This window comes from Pontiella agarivorans (assembly GCF_034531395.1).
GTDB lineage: Bacteria > Verrucomicrobiota > Kiritimatiellia > Kiritimatiellales > Pontiellaceae > Pontiella > Pontiella agarivorans.
The window spans coordinates 298,029-317,126 of the sequence record NZ_JARVCO010000007.1 but is presented as its reverse complement, the minus strand read 5'-3'; the positions used below and the strand labels follow the sequence as shown (position 1 = coordinate 317,126).

The 19,098-nt window shown below is 56.4% G+C and carries 19 protein-coding genes; 7 read left to right on the top strand and 12 right to left on the bottom strand.

Features of this window, described 5'->3' with window-relative positions; translation table 11 throughout:
• Positions 1-40: 40 nt before the first annotated feature.
• Positions 41-2,623, bottom strand: coding sequence for an intermembrane phospholipid transport protein YdbH family protein (locus P9H32_RS06320; RefSeq protein WP_322608040.1), 2,583 nt, complete (start codon positions 2,621-2,623; stop codon positions 41-43).
• A 1,056-nt stretch (positions 2,624-3,679) separates the two neighbouring features.
• On the opposite strand from P9H32_RS06320, the gene P9H32_RS06315 reads away from it, so the two are divergent.
• The 4 genes from P9H32_RS06315 (at position 3,680) to P9H32_RS06300 (ending at position 7,301) form a co-directional block, all read left to right on the top strand.
• Positions 3,680-4,081 carry an HPF/RaiA family ribosome-associated protein gene (locus P9H32_RS06315; protein WP_322608039.1) on the top strand — a complete coding sequence of 134 codons (402 nt, stop codon included), beginning with the start codon at positions 3,680-3,682 and terminating at the stop codon, positions 4,079-4,081.
• A gap of 144 nt (positions 4,082-4,225) precedes the next feature.
• On the top strand, positions 4,226-4,789 hold the full coding sequence (locus P9H32_RS06310) for a DUF2179 domain-containing protein (protein ID WP_322608038.1): 564 nt from the start codon (positions 4,226-4,228) through the stop codon (positions 4,787-4,789).
• 66 nt (positions 4,790-4,855) lie between these two features.
• Entirely contained in the window at positions 4,856-5,986 is a 1,131-nt protein-coding gene (locus P9H32_RS06305; RefSeq protein ID WP_322608037.1) for a sensor histidine kinase, read from the top strand.
• Positions 5,973-7,301 carry a sigma-54-dependent transcriptional regulator gene (locus tag P9H32_RS06300; protein WP_322608036.1) on the top strand — a complete coding sequence of 443 codons (1,329 nt, stop codon included), beginning with the start codon at positions 5,973-5,975 and terminating at the stop codon, positions 7,299-7,301. The genes P9H32_RS06305 and P9H32_RS06300 overlap by 14 nt, the downstream gene beginning before the upstream one ends.
• 29 nt (positions 7,302-7,330) lie before the next feature.
• Here the strand turns inward: P9H32_RS06300 and P9H32_RS06295 are convergent, their stop codons facing one another.
• Positions 7,331-7,480, bottom strand: a complete 150-nt coding sequence (locus P9H32_RS06295) for a hypothetical protein (protein ID WP_322608035.1) — start codon at positions 7,478-7,480, stop codon at positions 7,331-7,333.
• 383 nt (positions 7,481-7,863) lie between these two features.
• On the opposite strand from P9H32_RS06295, the gene rnk reads away from it, so the two are divergent.
• Positions 7,864-8,286 (top strand): nucleoside diphosphate kinase regulator, encoded by a 423-nt coding sequence (gene rnk, locus P9H32_RS06290; RefSeq protein WP_322608034.1) that lies wholly within the window; start codon positions 7,864-7,866, stop codon positions 8,284-8,286.
• A gap of 14 nt (positions 8,287-8,300) precedes the next feature.
• Positions 8,301-9,527, top strand: coding sequence for a PTS sugar transporter subunit IIA (locus tag P9H32_RS06285; protein ID WP_322608033.1), 1,227 nt, complete (start codon positions 8,301-8,303; stop codon positions 9,525-9,527).
• Between the two features lie 46 nt (positions 9,528-9,573).
• Here P9H32_RS06285 and pdxH read toward each other — a convergent pair whose 3' ends face one another.
• The 10 genes from pdxH to P9H32_RS06235 all read right to left on the bottom strand — a co-directional run bounded on the left by pdxH (position 9,574) and on the right by P9H32_RS06235 (position 18,336).
• Positions 9,574-10,209, bottom strand: coding sequence for a pyridoxamine 5'-phosphate oxidase (gene pdxH / locus P9H32_RS06280; protein ID WP_348534465.1), 636 nt, complete (start codon positions 10,207-10,209; stop codon positions 9,574-9,576).
• A 19-nt stretch (positions 10,210-10,228) separates the two neighbouring features.
• The gene (locus P9H32_RS06275; RefSeq protein ID WP_322608031.1) at positions 10,229-11,278 is read right to left on the bottom strand and encodes a 4Fe-4S binding protein; all 1,050 of its coding nucleotides are present in this window, start codon (positions 11,276-11,278) and stop codon (positions 10,229-10,231) included.
• Positions 11,279-11,349: 71 nt separating this feature from the next.
• On the bottom strand, positions 11,350-12,123 hold the full coding sequence (locus P9H32_RS06270; RefSeq protein ID WP_322608030.1) for a class I SAM-dependent methyltransferase: 774 nt from the start codon (positions 12,121-12,123) through the stop codon (positions 11,350-11,352).
• A gap of 99 nt (positions 12,124-12,222) precedes the next feature.
• Positions 12,223-12,957, bottom strand: coding sequence for a helix-turn-helix transcriptional regulator (locus P9H32_RS06265; protein WP_322608029.1), 735 nt, complete (start codon positions 12,955-12,957; stop codon positions 12,223-12,225).
• An 87-nt stretch (positions 12,958-13,044) separates the two neighbouring features.
• Positions 13,045-14,037 carry a transporter gene (locus P9H32_RS06260; RefSeq protein ID WP_322608028.1) on the bottom strand — a complete coding sequence of 331 codons (993 nt, stop codon included), beginning with the start codon at positions 14,035-14,037 and terminating at the stop codon, positions 13,045-13,047.
• 77 nt (positions 14,038-14,114) lie between these two features.
• Positions 14,115-15,911, bottom strand: coding sequence for an arsenical pump-driving ATPase (gene arsA, locus P9H32_RS06255; protein WP_322608027.1), 1,797 nt, complete (start codon positions 15,909-15,911; stop codon positions 14,115-14,117).
• 33 nt (positions 15,912-15,944) lie between these two features.
• On the bottom strand, positions 15,945-16,295 hold the full coding sequence (arsD, locus tag P9H32_RS06250; RefSeq protein WP_322608026.1) for an arsenite efflux transporter metallochaperone ArsD: 351 nt from the start codon (positions 16,293-16,295) through the stop codon (positions 15,945-15,947).
• Positions 16,296-16,386: 91 nt separating this feature from the next.
• A complete protein-coding gene (locus P9H32_RS06245; protein ID WP_322608025.1) occupies positions 16,387-16,821 on the bottom strand; it encodes an arsenate reductase ArsC in 435 nt (144 codons plus the stop codon).
• Between the two features lie 21 nt (positions 16,822-16,842).
• Entirely contained in the window at positions 16,843-17,889 is a 1,047-nt protein-coding gene (gene arsB, locus P9H32_RS06240; RefSeq protein WP_322608024.1) for an ACR3 family arsenite efflux transporter, read from the bottom strand.
• A 78-nt stretch (positions 17,890-17,967) separates the two neighbouring features.
• Complete coding sequence (locus tag P9H32_RS06235) at positions 17,968-18,336, bottom strand: ArsR/SmtB family transcription factor (RefSeq protein WP_322608023.1); 369 nt, start codon at positions 18,334-18,336, stop codon at positions 17,968-17,970.
• 131 nt (positions 18,337-18,467) lie between these two features.
• Here P9H32_RS06235 and P9H32_RS06230 point away from each other — a divergent pair, with 131 nt between their 5' ends.
• A complete protein-coding gene (locus tag P9H32_RS06230; RefSeq protein WP_322608022.1) occupies positions 18,468-19,094 on the top strand; it encodes a hypothetical protein in 627 nt (208 codons plus the stop codon).
• Positions 19,095-19,098 lie beyond the last annotated feature (4 nt).

Here is a 19,098-nt window from a genome sequence, read left to right as displayed (position 1 = left end):
CGATATAACGAATTACCGCACTCGATATCATCCTCGTGTATCAGGGTTCGGCCGATGCTCCCACCTGACGGATGCCCTGACCCAATGCGGTCTTGATGAGCATGGTTTTGCGTAGGTTGTCATCGAGCCCGGGAAAGTCTAAAACGATCTCTTCGAACTCGACCGGAATCTTTTGATTCCGACTGTGCCCCCGCGTGGTGACCCGGCCGAGCAGTCCATCGCTTCGCCGCACGAAATCAATTTTGAACATGCTGTATTCGAAATTTCGGAAGCCTTTGAAAATCCGATCCCGAACATCCACTTCGACCGTCTGCTGAAGCAGGCTTCCCAGCTGCTGTTCAAGGGCTTTCTGGATCAGATTGGCGTGGTCTCCCTCCGCCAGCGTCCAAGTGCCAGTTCCGGTGGTCGAATGAAGAAATCCCTCCCCGATAGAGAAATCGGTCGGATTGGACCGGGAAAGGCTGACGGGAATCATGCCGTAGAGCGCACCACTGCCCGAGCCGCCCTCGCCAAAGGCCAAGTTGAAGAGTTCTCTCATTTCCACCCCGTTTGCAAAAAACCGGGCGTCGATCCGGGGATGGTCGGGATCGATTCGCATGGCCCGGCTATATATGCGACCGCCCATACAGCCCCATTCCGCACGCTCCACAAGAATCGCCCTCGGGTCGCGTTCAAGGCGCACCGCCAGCAAACCGTCACGCAGCGGCAGATTTCCCAGCGTCAACCGCCGGATACGGAACTGCTGATTGCCCGGGGTGGACATCGGACCGAACCCCGTAAAGGTCATAGCACCATCGATGCCTTCCGCGATGGCCCGATAGCGCGCGCTCGCAAGCATTGCATCGGTGGCGGCCAAGGTGATCCACGGGACAATGCGGCCTTCCCGCAGGCGCACATTCCCCGCCACGGAAAAGCCGCCCTTCACGACCAGTCCGGTGGCATCGGTCAGCTGTCGGATCGCGGTCTGTTCCTCATCCACCAGAAACCCGTCGCACGAAACCGAAAGAAAACCGTTCGGCCGTTTTTCCCGGAAATTGATCTGTCCATTGGCGTACAGTATCGCGTCCGGTTGCAGAGGCCATTCCAATCGGATCCGGCCCTCGTGCCGAGCGGGATTATAGAGGGCGGATACGGGTTTCAGCATGTCCCCCGCCAGCACGAAAAGTTCTTTCGACTCATCCAGCAACAGCGCGACGTGATTCAAGGCCAGCGTCGAATCAATCAGGCCGCCCGTACTCCGATCCATCTTCCATACCGCGTCTTTCAGCGCCCACATTAGCCGGGATGACCCCAAATGACACGTCACCCCACCAGCGGATATCATACCGCTCGCAACCGGGTTCACACCCGACCTCGCTTCAAGTGAAATCCGGGCGTTTTTCAACGCAGCCGAAAGGCGGGCCTTTTCCGAAACAACAGTCATGTCCTCGCTCGTGGCCGCCAGATGCAGCCGGACCGGAGCCCCGCCTTCATCAATCTGGCATTCGAATACGCACGGGTCATCGGCCATCGGGTCCAGGACACTTTTTTCGATGGTAACCGCTCCGAAGTCGGCAGCATCAAATTCCATCCGGCTGTCCGGCAACGCGGAAAGGCGGATCAGCCCATTCTCACAACGCCCGCGCAGCCTCACGTCACCAGAGAGCCCGCGCAGCGAGACGTTTGGCTTCCGGATCGCCAACCGCCCAGGCTCCACCACCACCTGCAGATCTGGAATTTCAAAATCAGGCAGTCGACGGCCGGACGGCTTCGCCGGCACCGTCCGAAGTTGCCCGCTGATCCGCGTTGCGCCGAGTTTCGAGAGATCATAGCCGCGGTCCGCCAGCTGTTTTAACAGCCAATCCGGGGCGTGACCTTCCAGCTCCCACTCCACCATGGTCGTGGGAGCGTCCGCCGATTCGGTCGAATAGCAGCCGGCAAACCGATTCAGCTTCCAACGCGGTCCCTTCGCACGTCCCTCGAAGATATATCCTTCGGCCGTTCCTGCGATGTCGCACTGAAAATCATGCGCGGCCGGCGCGCCACTCCGATCAGCAGTCTGCCCGGAAACGGCACAGGAGAAAGCCTCCCCGGCCCCCCTCTTCGTCAGCTCCACCCGCAACGGAACCCCCTGAAGAGCCAGGTCAAGGTGTCCCCTCAACCGGTCGCGGCCAGTGCGGATCGAACCGCTGAAAGGAATGCCGATGCGCTGGTCCTTCCATTCCATCACCGCCATGCAGGAAGTCCATTCGATGCAATCGAAGGGGGCAGCCTTCCCGCCACCGCCTCCGGGGTTCGGTTTCGGCAGATTCACCGGTTCAAGACGGCCGTTCCGCGCACGCATCAAGATCTGGCCGCCGATAATCTGCACTCGCTTCAGACGCCTTTGCATCAGCGAACGCGGCGAATATTCAACAGCCACAGCACCGATAAAATTACAGCGTTCTCCATCAAGACACACATTCATGAGATCGGCGCCACGCCAGGAGCAACTTCGCACCTCCAGCGTCGCTTCCGGCAACCCGGCATCGCTCAGTCCAGACTCTATTAAACGATGTAGCAGTTCGGGCAGCGCCACCACCTGCAGAAACAGTATGATTCCCGCCAAGACCGCCACCACCAGCACGCCCCGCAGTATTTTCATCCGTCGTTTCATCGCCAAGCGAACAATCCTTTCTCATCAACTTGCCACTTCCTGCATTGTACCTCGACTGCGGCGGATGGCGAGCAGATCCTCGCGCTTCGGAGAAATCTCCGAGACATGTGAGCAGACGGAGAGCTTCTCCGGGGGGTGCGCTTCCAACCAATGGAACGCATCTCCCCCGTTTAGAGGCCCGATCAGGCCATGCGGAGGCAGAAGGGTACACCACTGCAGGCACAGCCCAGCGCGCAAGGGATATAAAACCTCCGCTTTGACATCGATGGAATGGGGATATTATTTCACACTGAGGTTCACGGCTTCGATGACGTCGTCCAAACATAGCTGCCCGCCGTGAATTGCTGTTGCAGGGGCAGACTGTCACTGTCCAGGCGGCAATGACGGCCTCCAAATCCGAGCCTTCTATGGCGTACAACACATCTTGAAGATACATACATTTTCGTCACGGTTCGTTTGCTCAGCAAGATTTTTAGCGGGATGCTTCCGACGCGGTAAGTTTCGTTTTTAAGGGACGAAGCCGGCTATTCGAGGCGGGTAAAATTTCCCCGCCGTGGAAATTGTTCCCGCATCTCACCGCATCCAGTCGCTTCCACGGCGCGGAGACTTACCCACTTTTTTGAGCGGCCGGATTCATTACCGGCCTGTTCATCGGGCTTTGCGGCATGCATACGTTCACACGGATATCCTCTCTGTTGCGACCCGCATCCACCGGCACACTTGTTGCATTAGGGGCGGTCATCATTTGGATAGCATCAATAACACGAAAGGAGATGACTATGTCCAAAAAGAAGCAGGGGCGTAAAACGCCGAAGCTGACGCTCAAGGAAAAGAAACGGCTCGAACGGGAGAAAAACGGAATTGTCGCCGGGAAGGCGGTCGCCCGTTAACGGGCGCGATGTCCCTCCTTCCGCAACCATGCGGAGGGAGGGACAGAGCCGTTTCAAGCTAAGACAGCACATCACGTGCTGAACGGGCTCTAAAGGCGGGGATCTTCCCCGCCGTTGAAATCTCAGAGTAACCCTTAGAAAAGGAGTTGATGTCATGCACACAATCAAGCCAGTCCAGTCCACCGCTTCTTACTTCAATCATCCGTCCTGTACAGGTATTCCCGTGACGGTTCGGTTCCGGCATATGCACGGATCACAACACATGCTCACTGTCGTGGACCAATTGATGGAAAAACTTGATAAATACGCCCTGTCGAATGCGCACGTCACCGTGGTGGTCACCAAAACCCGTCACCATGAAGGCAAGGGTGCCTTCGAAGTGAAAATCCGGTTATCGGTTCCGGGCGAGCCGCTCTATGTGGCGCGAAGCCGGGAAACACTGGGGGCGCACGACGGGGTCTATCATGCGCTGGCCGATTGTTTCGAGCGAATCGAACGTCAGCTCGTCAAACGCCATGGGCACCGTCTCGCCCGGCGCACGGCCCAGGCCCGATAAATCGAAACCTGAAACACGCGGAATTAAAACTTCATCAGGCAAAGCATGAAGTTTCTCCGGCAAACGTTCCTCCCCGTCCCGACGGGGAGGAAACTTAACGTTGAAGCATGAATCAAAAGGATCCATTTTTTATGGATAAATCAAATGGATGCTTTTAAGGAAGCATGGTGGCTGCTGCCTCTTTTTATTTTTACAGCACGAACGGTGGACGTGGGACTGGGCACGCTGCGGGTCATCTTCATTTCGCGCGGACACCAATGGCTGGGACCGTTAACCGGCTTTTTCGAAATTCTGGTCTGGCTGCTGGCGGTATCACAGATTATGTCGAACCTCGATAACTGGATCTGTTTTATGGCCTATCCTTCCGGCTATGCGGCCGGGGCCTATTTCGGCATGTTCATCGAACGCCGCCTTGCACTGGGCTATGTAGTGGTGCGCATTATTCCCAACGGCGAGCCGGCTCAACTGGCTAAACAGCTGCGCGCTGATGGCTTCGGAATTACAACCGTCGATGCAGAGGGCGCGAATGGCCGGGTGTCCATCCTGTTCTCCGTCGTGCGGCGCAAAAAACTGGCCGCCGTGCTGCGGGTGATAAAAAATTATCACCGCAAGGTTTTCTACACCATTGAAGACGTTCGCCAAACCAGTGAAGGTATTCACCCTGTTCCGGCCGTGCGCCGGCAAGGGCCGGTGCGGCCAGGCAAATAGAGAACACAACGTTCAATGGACAAACGATTCGGGTGTGTTAATTTTCGCTGACCACAGGGTGGATGAATGAACATGGAACATAAGGACATTGAAAGAAGGTTAGAGGAACGGGTGAAAGAACTCGGCTGCCTCTATGCCATTGCGCAGCTTTCCGGTAATCCCGCAACCGGACTGGAGGAAATCCTTCAGGGCGTTGCCGAAACCTTGCCCGACGCCTGGCAGTATCCCGGCCGTGCCGCCGCACGTATCATTCTGGATGGCTGTGAATTCAGCACCGGCAGGCAATCGGAATACCGGCACGTCTTATCGGTCCCGCTCGTTGTCCGCGGCAAAATCCGCGGTTCGATTGAGATCGGCTACCCCTCCTCCGACATCCCCTTCCTTAAAGAGGAAAAAACACTGCTGGACGAAGTGGTGCGGCAGGTGGGGCTGATCATCGACCGCCGTGAGACGGCGGCGGAACAGGAGCGCCTCCACACAAAACTGCGCCATGCCGACCGACTCGCAACGATTGGCCGGCTGGCTGCAGGTGTCGCCCACGAACTCAACGAACCGCTGGGCGGCATTCTCGGCTTTTCGCAGCTGCTGGCCAAAACCCCCGGTCTGCCGAAGCAGGCGCAAAGCGATATTGCAAAGATCGAAGCCGCCACGCTGCACGCACGCGGAATCATCCGCAATCTGATGACATTCGCCCGCCAAACCCCTCCGCGCGATGTTGAAATCAATCTGAACCGGCTGATCAAAGAAAGCGAATCCATTTGGAAACCGCGCTGCGCGGCTTCGAACATTCAACACGAATATGTCTTTGATGAAACCATCCCGGAAATCGTGGCCGACGCCGGACAGCTCCGTCAGGTCGTGACCAATCTAATCGTTAACGCCATTCAGGCGATGCCCGACGGCGGCACCCTGCGCATCAGCACCTCGCGTGATGGCCGACACTGGCTTCGGCTTACCGTGGCCGACACCGGTGACGGTATCGAGCCCGAACTCCTTCCACGTATCTTTGATCCATTCTTCACCACGAAGGACGTAGATGAAGGCACCGGGCTCGGCCTCTCGGTGGTGCATGGAATCATAACAGGCCACAATGGAACAATTGCGCTGGAAAGTACGCCCGGCCGCGGTACGCAGGCCGTCGTCCGGCTGCCGCTGCGCCGCCCGCCCCCCCCCGGAGAACCCCATGGCCAAAACTAACAAATCCGAACACATTCTGGTCGTCGACGATTCACCCGACACGCTCGAAGTCATACATCGCAACCTTTCCGCCGCGGGCTATAACGTCCAAACCGTGCCCGGTGTTGCCGAGGCAGTACGGGCGCTGAATGCCGTACCCGCAGATCTGGTAATCACCGACCTGCGTATGCCCAAAGCCAGCGGACTCGACCTGATCCGGCACGTGCGCGAAAACTATGCTGATGCCGAAGTCGTCATGGTCACCGGCTATGCTTCCGTGCCCGGCGCGGTCGAAGCGATGCAGACCGGTGCCCACAGCTATCTGGCCAAGCCCTTCACCGATGCCGAATTGCTGGAGTCCGTTGAACAGGCCATCGCGCGTCTGCGCCTGCGCCGGACCGTTGAAAGCGAAACCGCCCCCTCCCCCGCCCAATGGGGAATTCTGGGTGAATCAAAAAAAATGAAAGCAGTCTACCGCTCCATCGAAAAAGCGGCCGACAGCTCCGCCACCGTACTCATCCTCGGCGAAAGCGGCACCGGCAAAGAACTGGTGGCCCGCGCCATGCACTACGGCAGTAACCGCGCAGCCGCCCCCTTCATTCCCGTCAACTGCGGCGGCATCCCCGACGGACTGCTTGAAAGTGAACTCTTCGGCGCACGGAAAGGGGCCTACACCGGCTCTGTCGAATCGCGCACCGGTTTTTTTCAGGCCGCCGAAGGCGGCAGTATTTTCCTCGACGAAATCGCCGAGCTGACGATGCCCATGCAGGCAGCACTGCTGCGCGTGCTGCAGGATAAGGTCGTCTATCGGGTCGGAGACCGCGAACCGCGCAAAGTGGATGTGCGGGTGATTGCGGCCACCAACAAGACGCTGGAAACCCTGGTTGAACAAGGCGATTTCCGCGAAGACCTTTTTTACCGCATCAACGTCATCCCGGTTGAAATCCCGCCTCTGCGGGAACGCGGCGGCGACATTCCGCTGTTGATCCGCCATTTTGCCGCACGCTTTGCCAAAGAGCAGAACAGGCCTGTTCCGAAGTTCGACGACCGGGTGCTCGACCAGTTCGAGGCCTATGCCTGGCCGGGAAACGTCCGCGAACTTGAAAATGTGGTACAGCGCCTGGTGCTGATGGCCGAGGGCGATACCATCACCGCGCCGCAGCTGCCGGAACTGATGCGGTTCAGCGCATCACAGGGCGGTGCGCCGCGTTCACTGGCGGAGGTCGAAGCCGAACATATCCAGGCGGTACTGGCGAGCACCGGCGGCAACAAAACCCGCGCCGCGGCCATTCTGGGCATCGACCGAAAAACACTCCAGAACAAGCTCAAGGCGTAGACGGAATTTTCAAACGACTGCACGACGGATCAGACCGGCAGTCCGTTTTTTTTGCAGCTGCCGTATTGCAGATACGTCGCCGGCTCCCGCATCTTTTTTCGGTGGGTAATTTTTACCCATCCGGGATAATTATTCCCACTCGCCGCCGAGGAGTCGAACGGCCCTCCTGCCCTGCTCACAACCCACTCCGTCAAAGACACAACTCCCGCAAAGGTCTGCCAACAGGGAAGATACCCAACTCATTTTCAGCACTCACCCCCTTCTCCCTTCTCCGATGATCAGCCGGTTTCCTGCGCTGGCACACCTGGTGCAATAAGGACTCAATCCACACCAGAACAAGGAGCTTCTAAACATGACGGTTTATTCTATATCGGCGCTGGCGCGCCGGCCCCGTGCACGGCATTGGCTGCTTGCCGAACCACGCCTCTTCAGTAAATCCACGTCTATTCCCCGACTCTTTCCAACCTTGCTGCATCTGATACAGGCACGCCGGCAGGCCGCCCTTCGCAGTGAGGGAATAAAAAAAACAAATCACAGGTAAAAAAATAGAAAGGAACATTTAATGAAAGAACAACCCATCATCATGACCTGGCCCGACCACGCGCGACTCACCAAGTTGCTGGAAGAGCATCGTGTTCTGAATCCAAGATCAGACCGAAAGGCATTTGAAAAACTCGAAAAAGAGCTCGCACGTGCTCAGCTGATTGCCGCACAGGACATCCCTGCGGATATCATCACTATGGATTCCAAAGTACAGGTGTTCGATCTGGACCTCGGCGACGAGTACAGCATCACCCTTTCCTGGCCGCACGAAGCCAATGTATCCGAAAATCGAATCAATGTGCTTGCCCCGCTGGGCATGGCGCTGCTCGGCAGCCGCGTCGGACAGAAAATCGAGTGGCCGCTTCCTGAAAGTATATGCCGGTTGAAAGTCATCGAAATACTCTTTCAACCCGAAAACAGCAAAGCATGCGAGGCATGCTAAAGGAGATGTGAAACATGAAACTCCCGCCGATCCAAATGGCCGTACTGGCTTCCTGCGGATCCGAAGAGGACATATTCGCGTATGCGAACTCCCTCACCATCCGCAGTGAGGCACAGTGCCACTCAATATTTGTTCCGAGCTTTGCCGTTCCGGGCGATGAAACCCGAGCCGTTACTGAAACCCGGCAGCTCGCCAAATCCACGAAGCTCGATCTGATCATTTCCGAATGGCTGGACGACACCCGGGCCATGCAGGATCTGATCCACCTTGCTCAGGAACGCGGCCTTCCGGCGGTTTTTCTGCGCGTAGTGGATGCATCGAAGATCGGCAGAATTGTCGTGGCAACAGGGCGAGGCCCGAACCTCTACGAACAAATGTGGCTCGCGCGGGAGACCGCTGCCGGACTCGGCGTTCCCGTTAATATCCTGCACTGGACCGCAACGCGGGATTGCGATCCGTGCAACGATCCGGAAGACGACGATCCGCTCGAAAAAATGTGCGTGCGTATGCTCGGCATGCAGGTAAAAACCATTCAATGCAACGGACCCGATTTTGCAGCATCCATAGCCGGAAGCCTGCGCCCGGACGACCTGCTGGTGATCGGAGCACCTAGCCCGTTGCGGCTGGTGGCCGACTTTGCCGACTCTCTGCCCGACCAACTGGCCAAGGCAGTCCCGAACCCGATGCTCCTGCTGTCGAGTCCACCGCTGGCCCACACCAGCCTGCGCCGCCTTCTGTGGGGCCGACTGATCAAGCCCCGGCTCCATTCCCGCGCCAAGACCGTGGCACTGAAATGTCTTGTGGACAACCTGATCCGCCATAACCAGCTGCCGTCGGACAGCAAAGTGGATATGCTGGGACGCGCCCTGAAACGCGAACAGATTTCCTCCACAGCCATGGATTGCGAAACGGCAATCCCGCATGTTGAACTGCCCGGATTTTCCGGTGTGGCGGCTACCTTGGGCATTTTCCCCGACGGCATCGATTTCGGCAGCGAAGACGGTACCCCAACGCGCTTTGTTTTCCTGCTCGTGACCCCCGAAGGATTCAGTAATGAATATCTTTCCGTCCTCTCGAAGATATCCAAACGAATGCTTAATCCTGCCGTTCGAAAAGCGCTGCTGGCCTGCAAAACCGCCGCCGAAGCCATCGAAATCCTCGAGCCGCGCAAAGACCTCCCGCCGAAACAAAGCTGGCCCAAAGCGTATTTCACCCCCAAGCCGAAACCCGCAGCGGTATGACATAGAAAAATAGACGTTCACGAAAGGCCGGCCGGCGGCCTTTTATTCAGGGGGCAAGGCGTTCAATACTCCAGCCATCGTCGGAACGCGTATATTCAAAGCGGTCGTGGAGGCGATGTGCCCCACCCTGCCAGAATTCAATCACCGTTGGAACCACCCGGTAGCCGCCCCAGAAATCCGGCAACGGAATTTTTCCCTGCTTAAATTTATCCTTCATGGCATTAAACTGCTTCATCAGCAGCTGCCGCGAGGAAATCGGCCGGCTCTGGGCCGACGCCCATGCCGCCAGCTGACTCTCGGCCGGACGGCTTGAAAAATATTTCAGGGATTCCGTCAGACTGACCCGTTCCGCCACACCGCAGATTTTCACCTGACGCTCCAGCATATGCCAGGGGAAGTGCAGACTGACTTTGGCATTGTCCGCCATATCCTGCGCCTTACGACTTTCATAGTTCGTATAAAAAACAAAGCCCCGCTCATCCAGATGCTTCAGCAGCACGATGCGCTGACTCGGCTGCCCCTCCGCATCCACCGTCGCCACCGTCATCGCCGTGGGATCCGTAATCTCCGCCTTCACCGCCTGGTCGAGCCAGCGTTCGAACTGCGCAATCGGATCCTCAAACAAATCCTTCCGGTGCAAACCGTCCTTCAGGTATTCCCGGCGCATCATTTCCAGGTCAATCATCTTCATTCCTTTCCAATCAGTGAACGCCGTTTCCCCGATCATGGTTGAGGCGCTCAAGCAGGGGAATATACTGACGGTATCGTTCCAATGGAATCCCGTTCTGCCAGAATCCGCCCAGACGGGCGATCCATACGCTGCCGAAAAAAAGAATGATCAGCAGCAGGGCATACAGCCAGGGCCGAATCACCAGACGACGCCTCCGGACACTCAATTGCAGGGTCTCCTTCACCGGACAGGCCGCAACGCACTGCAGACAGGCGTGGCATTCATCCGACTGCACAGTTTTCACCCGATGCACCTCGATATGTGCCGGACACACCTGCGTACATTTCCGGCAGTCAATACAGCTCCCGGCATCGCGGCGGATTTTCCAGGGGCTCAGCCAACTGCTCATCCCGAGCAGAGCACCATACGGACAGAGATAGCGGCACCACGCATTGCGGATCAGCAGCGACAGCACGGTGAGAATGGAAAGCGTCACCATGGTTGTGGTTGAAGGATCGAGAAAAAAGACCAGCATCTTCAGATCAGCGATCTGATTATACGGACTGTAGATAAAGGCTTTCAGCGCTGAACCCGGCATCTTCAGCAGAATGATCCAGCAGAAAAAACCGAGCAGCAGATATTTGATACTGCGCAGCAGATAATCGAACCACCACCGTACGATCAGCGGCTGGCGGAACAGCAGCTTCTGCAATCCGTTCATCATTTCAGTAATCAGTCCGACCGGACAGACCCAGCTGCAGAAGCCCCGTTTCAGCAGCAGAGCGGTCAGCAGAATCACAAGAAACAGAACCAGTCCCGCCGGATGAATCCGGTTGAAATCACCGGAAACGATCCAGAGTTTCAGACTCATCAGCGAACTGATCGGCAGAAACGCCTCCACCCCCGGCGGCCGTTCAATCACCTGTTCCGCCCCGGCGGCCAATTGCTGATAAAACAGATAAAACCGGAAACCGATCCAGATTGTGGATACCGCAAAGATCCCCTGCACCAGCCTCCGTAAGAGATTTGCATTATTCAGCTTTTTAAACAGCCCGGCCTTTTTCACATCATTCCCTTTCATCCCCCGGAAAAGCCGCAAAGGATGGCCGAACGCGGTATAGTCTGCCTTGATCCGAATCAAGAAACCGAATTTCAGGTACAAGGGATGGGCGGTTTAGTCCCCGTATAGATCGCGATGGGATAGGTGTAGTATATCGAATCGTCCTTCCTTCGGGCATTCACTCCCATTCGGTTTTTCCCCATATCCGATCGAAATAATTCCCGGATTATTTCTGCATCTCCAGCCTTTGGAAACGAAGCCTGCAATTGTGCTTCCAACTCCATATCCACGGTATAGCGACTGTGCTGCAGATCGCTCAACCCCGAATCGCCCAGCAGTTCGGCCCAGGCCGAATCCGACAAGGCGGCGGTATGCGAGGGATCGCGCAGCCGTTCCATCTGATTAAATGCCTCCACCTGATCCTCCGGCATGGACACATCGGCCACCAGCACCGTGCCGCCCGGCCGGCAAACCCGGACCATTTCCGCCAACACCGCCCTTGGGTTTAAAAAGTGATGAAAGCTGTAGCGCGTGATGACGATGGAAAATGCGTCGTCTGCATACGGCAGAGCATCCACGCTTCCCGTTTTCCACGCAATATTTCCCAACCCTTCCTGCACCTGACGCAACCGGGCCTGCTCAATCATCTGTTCAACCAGATCAATGCCTTCGACCCGGTCGGCCAGCTTTGCAAATTCGCAGGCCACCATACCCGGGCCGCAGGCCACATCCAACACACCGTCCGTTTTCGAAACACCGCTCAGTTCAACCAGTTGCTGCATGGCATCCAAATGCCCCGGCACCTGCGTGAAGGGAATCGCCTGCTTCGAAAACTGATCGATAATTTCCTGCTCATGCTTGTTCATACATCTCACCTTTTCTTTTCTGTCGTTCCGTGATGGGTTTACTGACTGATTCACCCGTTCTATCACGACGCCGAAAAGTGCGATTGTATGAGACTGATCTTATTCCCGATGCTGGGCCCGATACGCTTCCGGCGTCAGCTGAAACACGCCCTTGAAAATTCGGGTCATATGACTTTGGTCATAAAACCCCGCCTCCAGCGCCACCTCACTCAGCGGCCGATCCGATTGTAGCAAAACCCGCGCCCGCTCGGCCTTTTGTGCCAGCTGGTAGGATTGAATGGTCGTTCCATACGCCGCCTTGAACAATCGGTTACAATGCGTTTTTGTATGCGGCAAGGTGTTTTCAATAAACGACGAGGCATCCATGGCTTCCCGATCCGAATCCAGGAAATCCTTAATGCACACAGCCGTCCAATGCCTGGAAGAGGCTCCCTCCTGGATGGCCGGCATGGAACCATAGAGAGAAACCTCCGATAGAAAATCCTCCACAGAACGCGCCGTATCCAGCCGAATAAATTCAGCACAAACCGCCTCATCCCGAATCAGAATTTCCCGGCGCGGCAGGCGCTGCATCATCGATTTCAAACCATCCGGAAGCTTCAAAACGGACAGCGTATGCACCCCGCAGAATGAGGCCGAAAAAGAAACCACATGATGCAGGGTATCCGGAGGAATCAGGCAGAGGATGCCCGGAATCAGCGAAACCGACACGCCTCTCACATTCAGCTCAACCTGCCCTCCGATCACCGTGGAAAGCACGGCATAGTCATGCCGATGCGGCCGCTCGCAGCCCGTATCTTTATTCGAAAACCGCTGTTCATAGTCTACGTTCATCTTTTTTCCAATCCCTGGAAGAGGCCCTCTATATACAAAAAAACGGGCCAAAAGCCCGTTTTAAGTTCTGCCGGATAGGTACCGGTTTCAGAAGGACAACTGCAGCCCGCCGATGACCATCCATTGGGTTTCCAGCTGCGGACCGTCCAGTTCTTCGTAAACCGGCGCACCGCCTTCGAGGGCCAGACGAACCGTGTTCCACCGGTAATCAATGCCCGCCAGCAGATCCAGCCGGGTCCCGGCACGCAGATTCGGATCCATTAATGGATTATTGGCAATCATCATCGGGGTAAATTCCGGATCCGCTCCATCAATATTTTCAATACGCGAACCTTTCAGACGCAGCGAGACGGCAGACGATTTACACAGATCGCGGGCCCCCCAGATATTCACTCCATAGCGGTCACCCAGCGTATAGTCGTTGTCATTTTCATTCAGATAAAAGGTCCCGTTCAGCTGCCCGCCCCAGCCCCAGCCGTTGGCCAGACCGGTATAGGTGATGCCCGGGATCAGCCCGTACGAACCGGACCCGAGCTGCATCGAATACGGCAGACGGCTTCCACCGCTTTCTTCATCAATGGACCCCGTCGGAAAACTGACCGCAAGATTCACCAGCAGCTGCTGCACGGAGGAAGACCACAGGCGGTAGATACCCGACAGCTTCAGGTCCCCGAATCCTTCCGAGTTCATTTCCATGGGCATGCTCATGGCGCCCATTTCCATATCCATGTCATTGATGAGATACGGCAGCATCAGCCCGATCGTCAGATCATTCATCGGCGTGTACATAGCCCCTAACATATGCATCTGCATATCCATGCTCAGCGGGCGCATCATGTAGCCCGACACATCGCTGTCCGTTCTGTCCATATTCATGAACATATAACGGTACGACGTCATCCAGGCCCCTTTGTGATGCACATGATCGCCCATCACGCCAATCGGTGCACGCGGCTCATGATTACACGCACAGACCGCTTCGCACCCGCAGTCATCCCCGCACGCCGCACACTCCGCCGCCGAAACTTCCGATACCGTGGAAAACAACAGAATAAACAAACCGACAATCCAATAACGCATTCTTCTTCTCTCCTGCTAAATTAAAAGGCCACTTGATACGAAAATCAGGCGGCCCTGTCGAATTTGAATAAGTCCTATTAACCCACCGGATCCGGAGTCGCGGCCTCCGTCAGCAATTGAAGGTTATCCACACCGGAAAGCTCCGCGCCGACCCACGGCGAAATCACCGTCTGCTTTGCCGACAGGCCGCCGGCGATTTCCGCAATGTATTCGGTTTCGTGCAGGCCCTTGGCGCAGAGCACCGGATCGGAGGTTCCTGAAACCGCAAAGCTGCGGTTAATGATCCAGCCGAACGGCTCAATGCCCGCGCGCCGCAGATCGCGCTGCAGATCCGCCGCCTCGTGCGTCGGCGTCGCTTCGGGCAGGGCCACAATCAGGATCTTGGTGAATTCCGGATCGCGGATGTGCGGCAGCAGCTCCTTCACCTCGGCCGGAATATCATCGGCCGATTTCGCGACTTCGCGGTGATACGCCTCGGTTGAATCGAGCAGCAACAGGGTGTGACCGGTCGGCGCGGTATCGAGCACGATAAACTGATCCGTCCCCTTCGCCACGGTCTGGGCAAACGCCTGGAACACGGCAATCTCTTCAATGCACGGCGACCGCAGTTCCTCTTCGAGCAACGCCAGATCATCTTCCGAAAGCTTGCCGCGGTTCTTTTCCAGAATGCCTTCACAATAGGCTTCCGTTTCGGCTTTTGGATCGATCCGGCTCACCTGCAGGTTTCCCGAATCCGCCCCGATCGTTTCGGCCACATGCGCCGCCGGATCAGTCGTGGACAGCAGGACCGAATGACCGCGCCGCGCCAGTTCGGCTGCAATGGTGGAGGCCATCACGGTTTTACCCACGCCGCCCTTGCCCATCGTCATCACCACGCCGCAGCCCTGTTTTTCCAGGGATTGAAAAAGGGCCTCCCACTCGCTGACATTTTCCAGCGCGGTCGGCAGTTTTTCGAGCAGGGTATCCGGGGCATCGAGCCAGGCGGGATCGGCTTCACCGGCAGCGACCGCTTTGAGCGCATCGACGCCCATCACACCATGCGGACGGAACGGGACTTCCGTTTGTTCCAGGGATTGGAAAATTTCCGGCATTGCAGAAAGTGCCTTCGCTGATTTCGCCGCAAAATCCCGGCCCATTTTATCGGACGTTTCGTTCGAAAAGACCCCGTTTAAAATCAGATGTTGATTGGTCAGCCCCAGCTCCGCCAATTCGATACTGGCGCGGGCGGCTTCAGCCAGACTCATCGGCTCGGCGCGGGCCACCAAAACGAGCAGGGTCTGTTCCGGATTTTTGAGGGCATTCACCACCTGTTCATAGAGTGCTTTCTGATCGGCCAGGCCGGCGACCGGCCCCAGGCAGGAAGAGCCGGTTTCGTTCCCGGCGATAAATTCGTTCCACGCCGACGGCAGATTCAGCAGACGCAGCGTGTGACCGGTCGGCGCCGTATCGAGCACCACATGGTCATAGCCGCCGATCAGCGTTTCGTCGCCGATCATTTTGGAGAATTCATTAAAGCCCGCAATCTCAACGGTACAGGCACCGGACAGCTGTTCCTCCATCTGCTGGACCGCGTCATCCGGCAGAACGCCGCGGTAAGGACCGACCATGCGTTCCCGATATTCTTCGGCGGCGACCATTGGATTAATATTCATGGCGTCGAGACCGGGCACCCCGTTAACCGGCACCGGCTGTGAACCAAGATCGGTTTCCAGCACTTCGTGCAGGTTCGACGCCGGATCGGTGCTGATTAACAACACCTTTTTTCCGGCTTGCGCCAGCCCCACCGCCACGGCACAGGACATCGAGGTTTTACCCACCCCGCCCTTGCCGGTGAAAAACAGAAACCGCGTTGCTTTATTCAGAAGTACGTTCATTGAATCTCCTCACAGAGGAAGCGAATTTTTATTTCAGTCACACCCGCAGCAGCCGGAGCAGTCGGGCATTTCCATTGAGATTTCGGAGGTGCCGAGCAGGCCCGATAATTTTCCAAGGTCCGGATATTCACCAGTGCTGATCACTTCGTCATCGATCAGGACAAGCGGCAGGGCATCAGTACCTTTCTCTTTGAGCGTTTCGGCAACGACGCCGGCGGTATACGCCGCCGGTTCCTGAGAAAGGTTATAGCGCTCCACTTTTACGGAACAGGCATCGAGATTTTTCAGGAAGTTGGCCAGCTGCACCAGCTCGGTATCGACATCCGGACCGCATACTCCGGTTGAACAGCACATCGCGGGATCATATATTTTCAGTGTTTTCATATTTTATTCTCCAATTAGGACAACCACGGAATACACAGAATACACGGAAGAGAAGTCCTTCAAATTTTACGTGTATTCCGTGGTTCATTTTTTATTGTTCCAGCGACCCCGGAAGGGTTTCTACGAAGGCTTTGATTTCGTCACGTACACGCCTGAAGCCGTCGAGTTTCACTTCTTCGGAAGCATCCGCCGGCGAAAGCTTGGGCGGATCATCAAAGCCGACGTGCAATACCTTGGCATCGCCCGGAAAAAACGGACAGGTTTCGTGGGCGTGGGCACAGACCGTAATTACATAATCAATTTTCGTGTCTTTGAATTCATCAATATGCTGCGACTTTTGATTCGAGATATCGACGCCCGCTTCGGCCATCACGTTCACCGCATTCGGGTTCAGCCCATGGGTTTCAATGCCGGCCGAATAGACTTCAATCTGATCGCCCTTCAGCGCCCGCGTCCAGCCCTCCGCCATCTGGCTGCGGCAGGAATTACCGGTGCAGAGATACAGCAGACTCATTTTTTTGCTCATAGCAGTTCCTTTTTTAGGTATTTAATCCTTAAACCAGTTCTTTGTGCGGTTGGCGAAGCCGACGAGGGCCAGCATCACCGGCACTTCCACCAGCACCCCGACGATCGTGGCGAGCGCCACCGGCGAGCTGGTACCGAACAGCGCAATCGCCACCGCCACCGCCAGCTCGAAAAAGTTCGACGCCCCGATCATGCCGGCCGGAGCCGCCACGCAGTGCGGCAGTTTCATGGCCTTCGCTCCAAAGTAAGCCACAAAGAAAATCAGCACCGTCTGCAGAATCAGCGGCACCGCAATCAGACCGATGTGCACCGGGTTTGCAATGATCACATCGCCCTGGAACGAGAAGATAATCACGAGCGTCAGCAGCAGCCCGATAATCGTTGTGTTTCCAAACTTTGGAAGGAACGTTTTTTCGAAATACGCCTGCCCTTTGGTTTTCAGCATATGGCCGCGCGTAAGCGCCCCGGCGGTCAGCGGCACCACCACAAACAATACGACGGAAAGAAAAAGCGTATCCCACGGCACATGCACATCGCTGACGCCGAGCAGAAATTTAACGATCGGCACAAATGCCACGAGAATGATCAGATCGTTCGTCGCCACCTGCACCACCGTGTAAGCCGGATTGCCCTTCGTCAGATGACTCCAGACAAACACCATCGCCGTGCACGGCGCCGCACCGAGCAGCACCGCGCCGGCCAGATAATCCTTTGCCAGCTCCGGCGGGATCAGGTCCTTGAAAATCACGTAGAAAAAGAGCCAGGCAATGCCGAACATGGTGAACGGTTTAATCAGCCAGTTCGTGATCCACGTCAGATACAGCCCCTGCGGATTTTCGCCGACGTGTTTCACGCTCTTAAAGTCGACCTTCATCATCATCGGATAGATCATGATCCAGATCAGCACCGCCACCGGAATCGAAACATTCGCGTATTCCAGTTTACCCAGAAACTCCGGGATCGCCGGCAGAAACCGTCCGATCAGAATCCCGGCCACCATGCACAGCGCCACCCACAGCGTTAAGTACTTTTCAAAAAAACCGATGCCTGTATTTTTGTCTTCGCTCATTTTTTCCTCTGTTGCTTTGGCAGGCAGGACGCCTGCGGTACGGGAGAATGTATCGCAGGCGTCCCGCCTGCCACACCTTCAGGGACAGCAGTCCTCGCCGCGCTGCATCCGGCACAAATCCTCGCGCGTCAGCGCCACAATCTTTTCCAAGGTCCGGAAGTCCGCCTCCACCTGTTCGCCGGCGAGCGATTGTTCCAACCATTGGAACAGCGGCTCCGAACCGGCCGGCTTCGTCAGAAAAAAATAGACCCAGCGGCCGTCTTTGCGGCTGCCGACCAGACCGGCCTTCTGCAGAATCGCCATATGACGCGAAACCGTCGCCCCTTTCACCTGCAGCAGCTCCGTCACCTGGCAGGCGCAGAGCTCGTCAAACCGCCCCAGCGCCGCCACCACCCGCATCCGGTTTTTATCCGAAAGCGCCTTTAAAATATCCAGTGTGTGTTCCATGCCCGCGTTTATATTTAGTCAGTTAGCTAATTGTCAAATTAGAATTGGGTTAATGTAGGCCGCTGCGTCCGCAGCATTGACGGGAAGGCCGTATTCCAGCACGCTGTTTCCGTGATAACGGAGGCGGAACAATGAAAATGAGCATACACGGTATTACCGGTCTCACCTGCCTGCTGGGTGCGCTCGCCTCGGTTGCGGAAACAGCGTACTACAGCCTCGATCAGGTGCGTCTCGATGACGGTACCACCATCGATGGATTTGTGATGTGGACCTACTCGCCCGGCGATTTCGAGAACGGCGTCAACCGGTTTGTTTATCTGGATATCCCGCATTCAGAACACAATCAGGACGATCTTATTGCGGCCATTGAGCCCGCGCAGATTGAAATCACGTTTGACGGCAACCTGCATGATGACGGGGTGGATATTAAAATCGTTCTGCTCGAACCGCTCACGCCCCTGACCTCGTCCCTGATCGATACGAATATGACCGCGAGCAAGTATTCGATCGGCGGCAATGGATTTAACGACGGCTTCTTCCTCGGCGGCCGTGTGGTGCCGACCAACCTGACGGTGAATATTACGACGAATCTACCCGGCCTCGTGTCCATCGACTGGACGCCGGAGCTGCCGGACATCGCCGTCCTGCAGGAAACCCCGAACCTCTTCTCCAACTGGACAGACGCCGCCGAAAGCATCACGCCCGTCACGGTTCCGGCTGCCGAAAATACGATGTTCTATCGAGTGGTTGTGCCTTAGCGCC

Excerpts from the sequence above, each read along its gene's own strand:
- P9H32_RS06320 (WP_322608040.1), bottom strand. The coding sequence starts at position 2,623 with ATGAAAATACTGCGGGGCGTGCTGGTGGTGGCGGTCTTGGCGGGAATC.
- P9H32_RS06315 (WP_322608039.1), top strand. The coding sequence starts at position 3,680 with ATGCACACAATCAAGCCAGTCCAGTCCACCGCTTCTTACTTCAATCAT.
- P9H32_RS06310 (WP_322608038.1), top strand. The coding sequence starts at position 4,226 with ATGGATGCTTTTAAGGAAGCATGGTGGCTGCTGCCTCTTTTTATTTTT.
- P9H32_RS06305 (WP_322608037.1), top strand. The coding sequence starts at position 4,856 with ATGAACATGGAACATAAGGACATTGAAAGAAGGTTAGAGGAACGGGTG.
- P9H32_RS06300 (WP_322608036.1), top strand. The coding sequence starts at position 5,973 with ATGGCCAAAACTAACAAATCCGAACACATTCTGGTCGTCGACGATTCA.
- rnk (WP_322608034.1), top strand. The coding sequence starts at position 7,864 with ATGAAAGAACAACCCATCATCATGACCTGGCCCGACCACGCGCGACTC.
- P9H32_RS06285 (WP_322608033.1), top strand. The coding sequence starts at position 8,301 with ATGAAACTCCCGCCGATCCAAATGGCCGTACTGGCTTCCTGCGGATCC.
- P9H32_RS06275 (WP_322608031.1), bottom strand. The coding sequence starts at position 11,278 with ATGAAAGGGAATGATGTGAAAAAGGCCGGGCTGTTTAAAAAGCTGAAT.
- P9H32_RS06270 (WP_322608030.1), bottom strand. The coding sequence starts at position 12,123 with ATGAACAAGCATGAGCAGGAAATTATCGATCAGTTTTCGAAGCAGGCG.
- P9H32_RS06265 (WP_322608029.1), bottom strand. The coding sequence starts at position 12,957 with ATGAACGTAGACTATGAACAGCGGTTTTCGAATAAAGATACGGGCTGC.
- P9H32_RS06260 (WP_322608028.1), bottom strand. The coding sequence starts at position 14,037 with ATGCGTTATTGGATTGTCGGTTTGTTTATTCTGTTGTTTTCCACGGTA.
- arsA (WP_322608027.1), bottom strand. The coding sequence starts at position 15,911 with ATGAACGTACTTCTGAATAAAGCAACGCGGTTTCTGTTTTTCACCGGC.
- arsD (WP_322608026.1), bottom strand. The coding sequence starts at position 16,295 with ATGAAAACACTGAAAATATATGATCCCGCGATGTGCTGTTCAACCGGA.
- P9H32_RS06245 (WP_322608025.1), bottom strand. The coding sequence starts at position 16,821 with ATGAGCAAAAAAATGAGTCTGCTGTATCTCTGCACCGGTAATTCCTGC.
- arsB (WP_322608024.1), bottom strand. The coding sequence starts at position 17,889 with ATGAGCGAAGACAAAAATACAGGCATCGGTTTTTTTGAAAAGTACTTA.
- P9H32_RS06235 (WP_322608023.1), bottom strand. The coding sequence starts at position 18,336 with ATGGAACACACACTGGATATTTTAAAGGCGCTTTCGGATAAAAACCGG.
- P9H32_RS06230 (WP_322608022.1), top strand. The coding sequence starts at position 18,468 with ATGAAAATGAGCATACACGGTATTACCGGTCTCACCTGCCTGCTGGGT.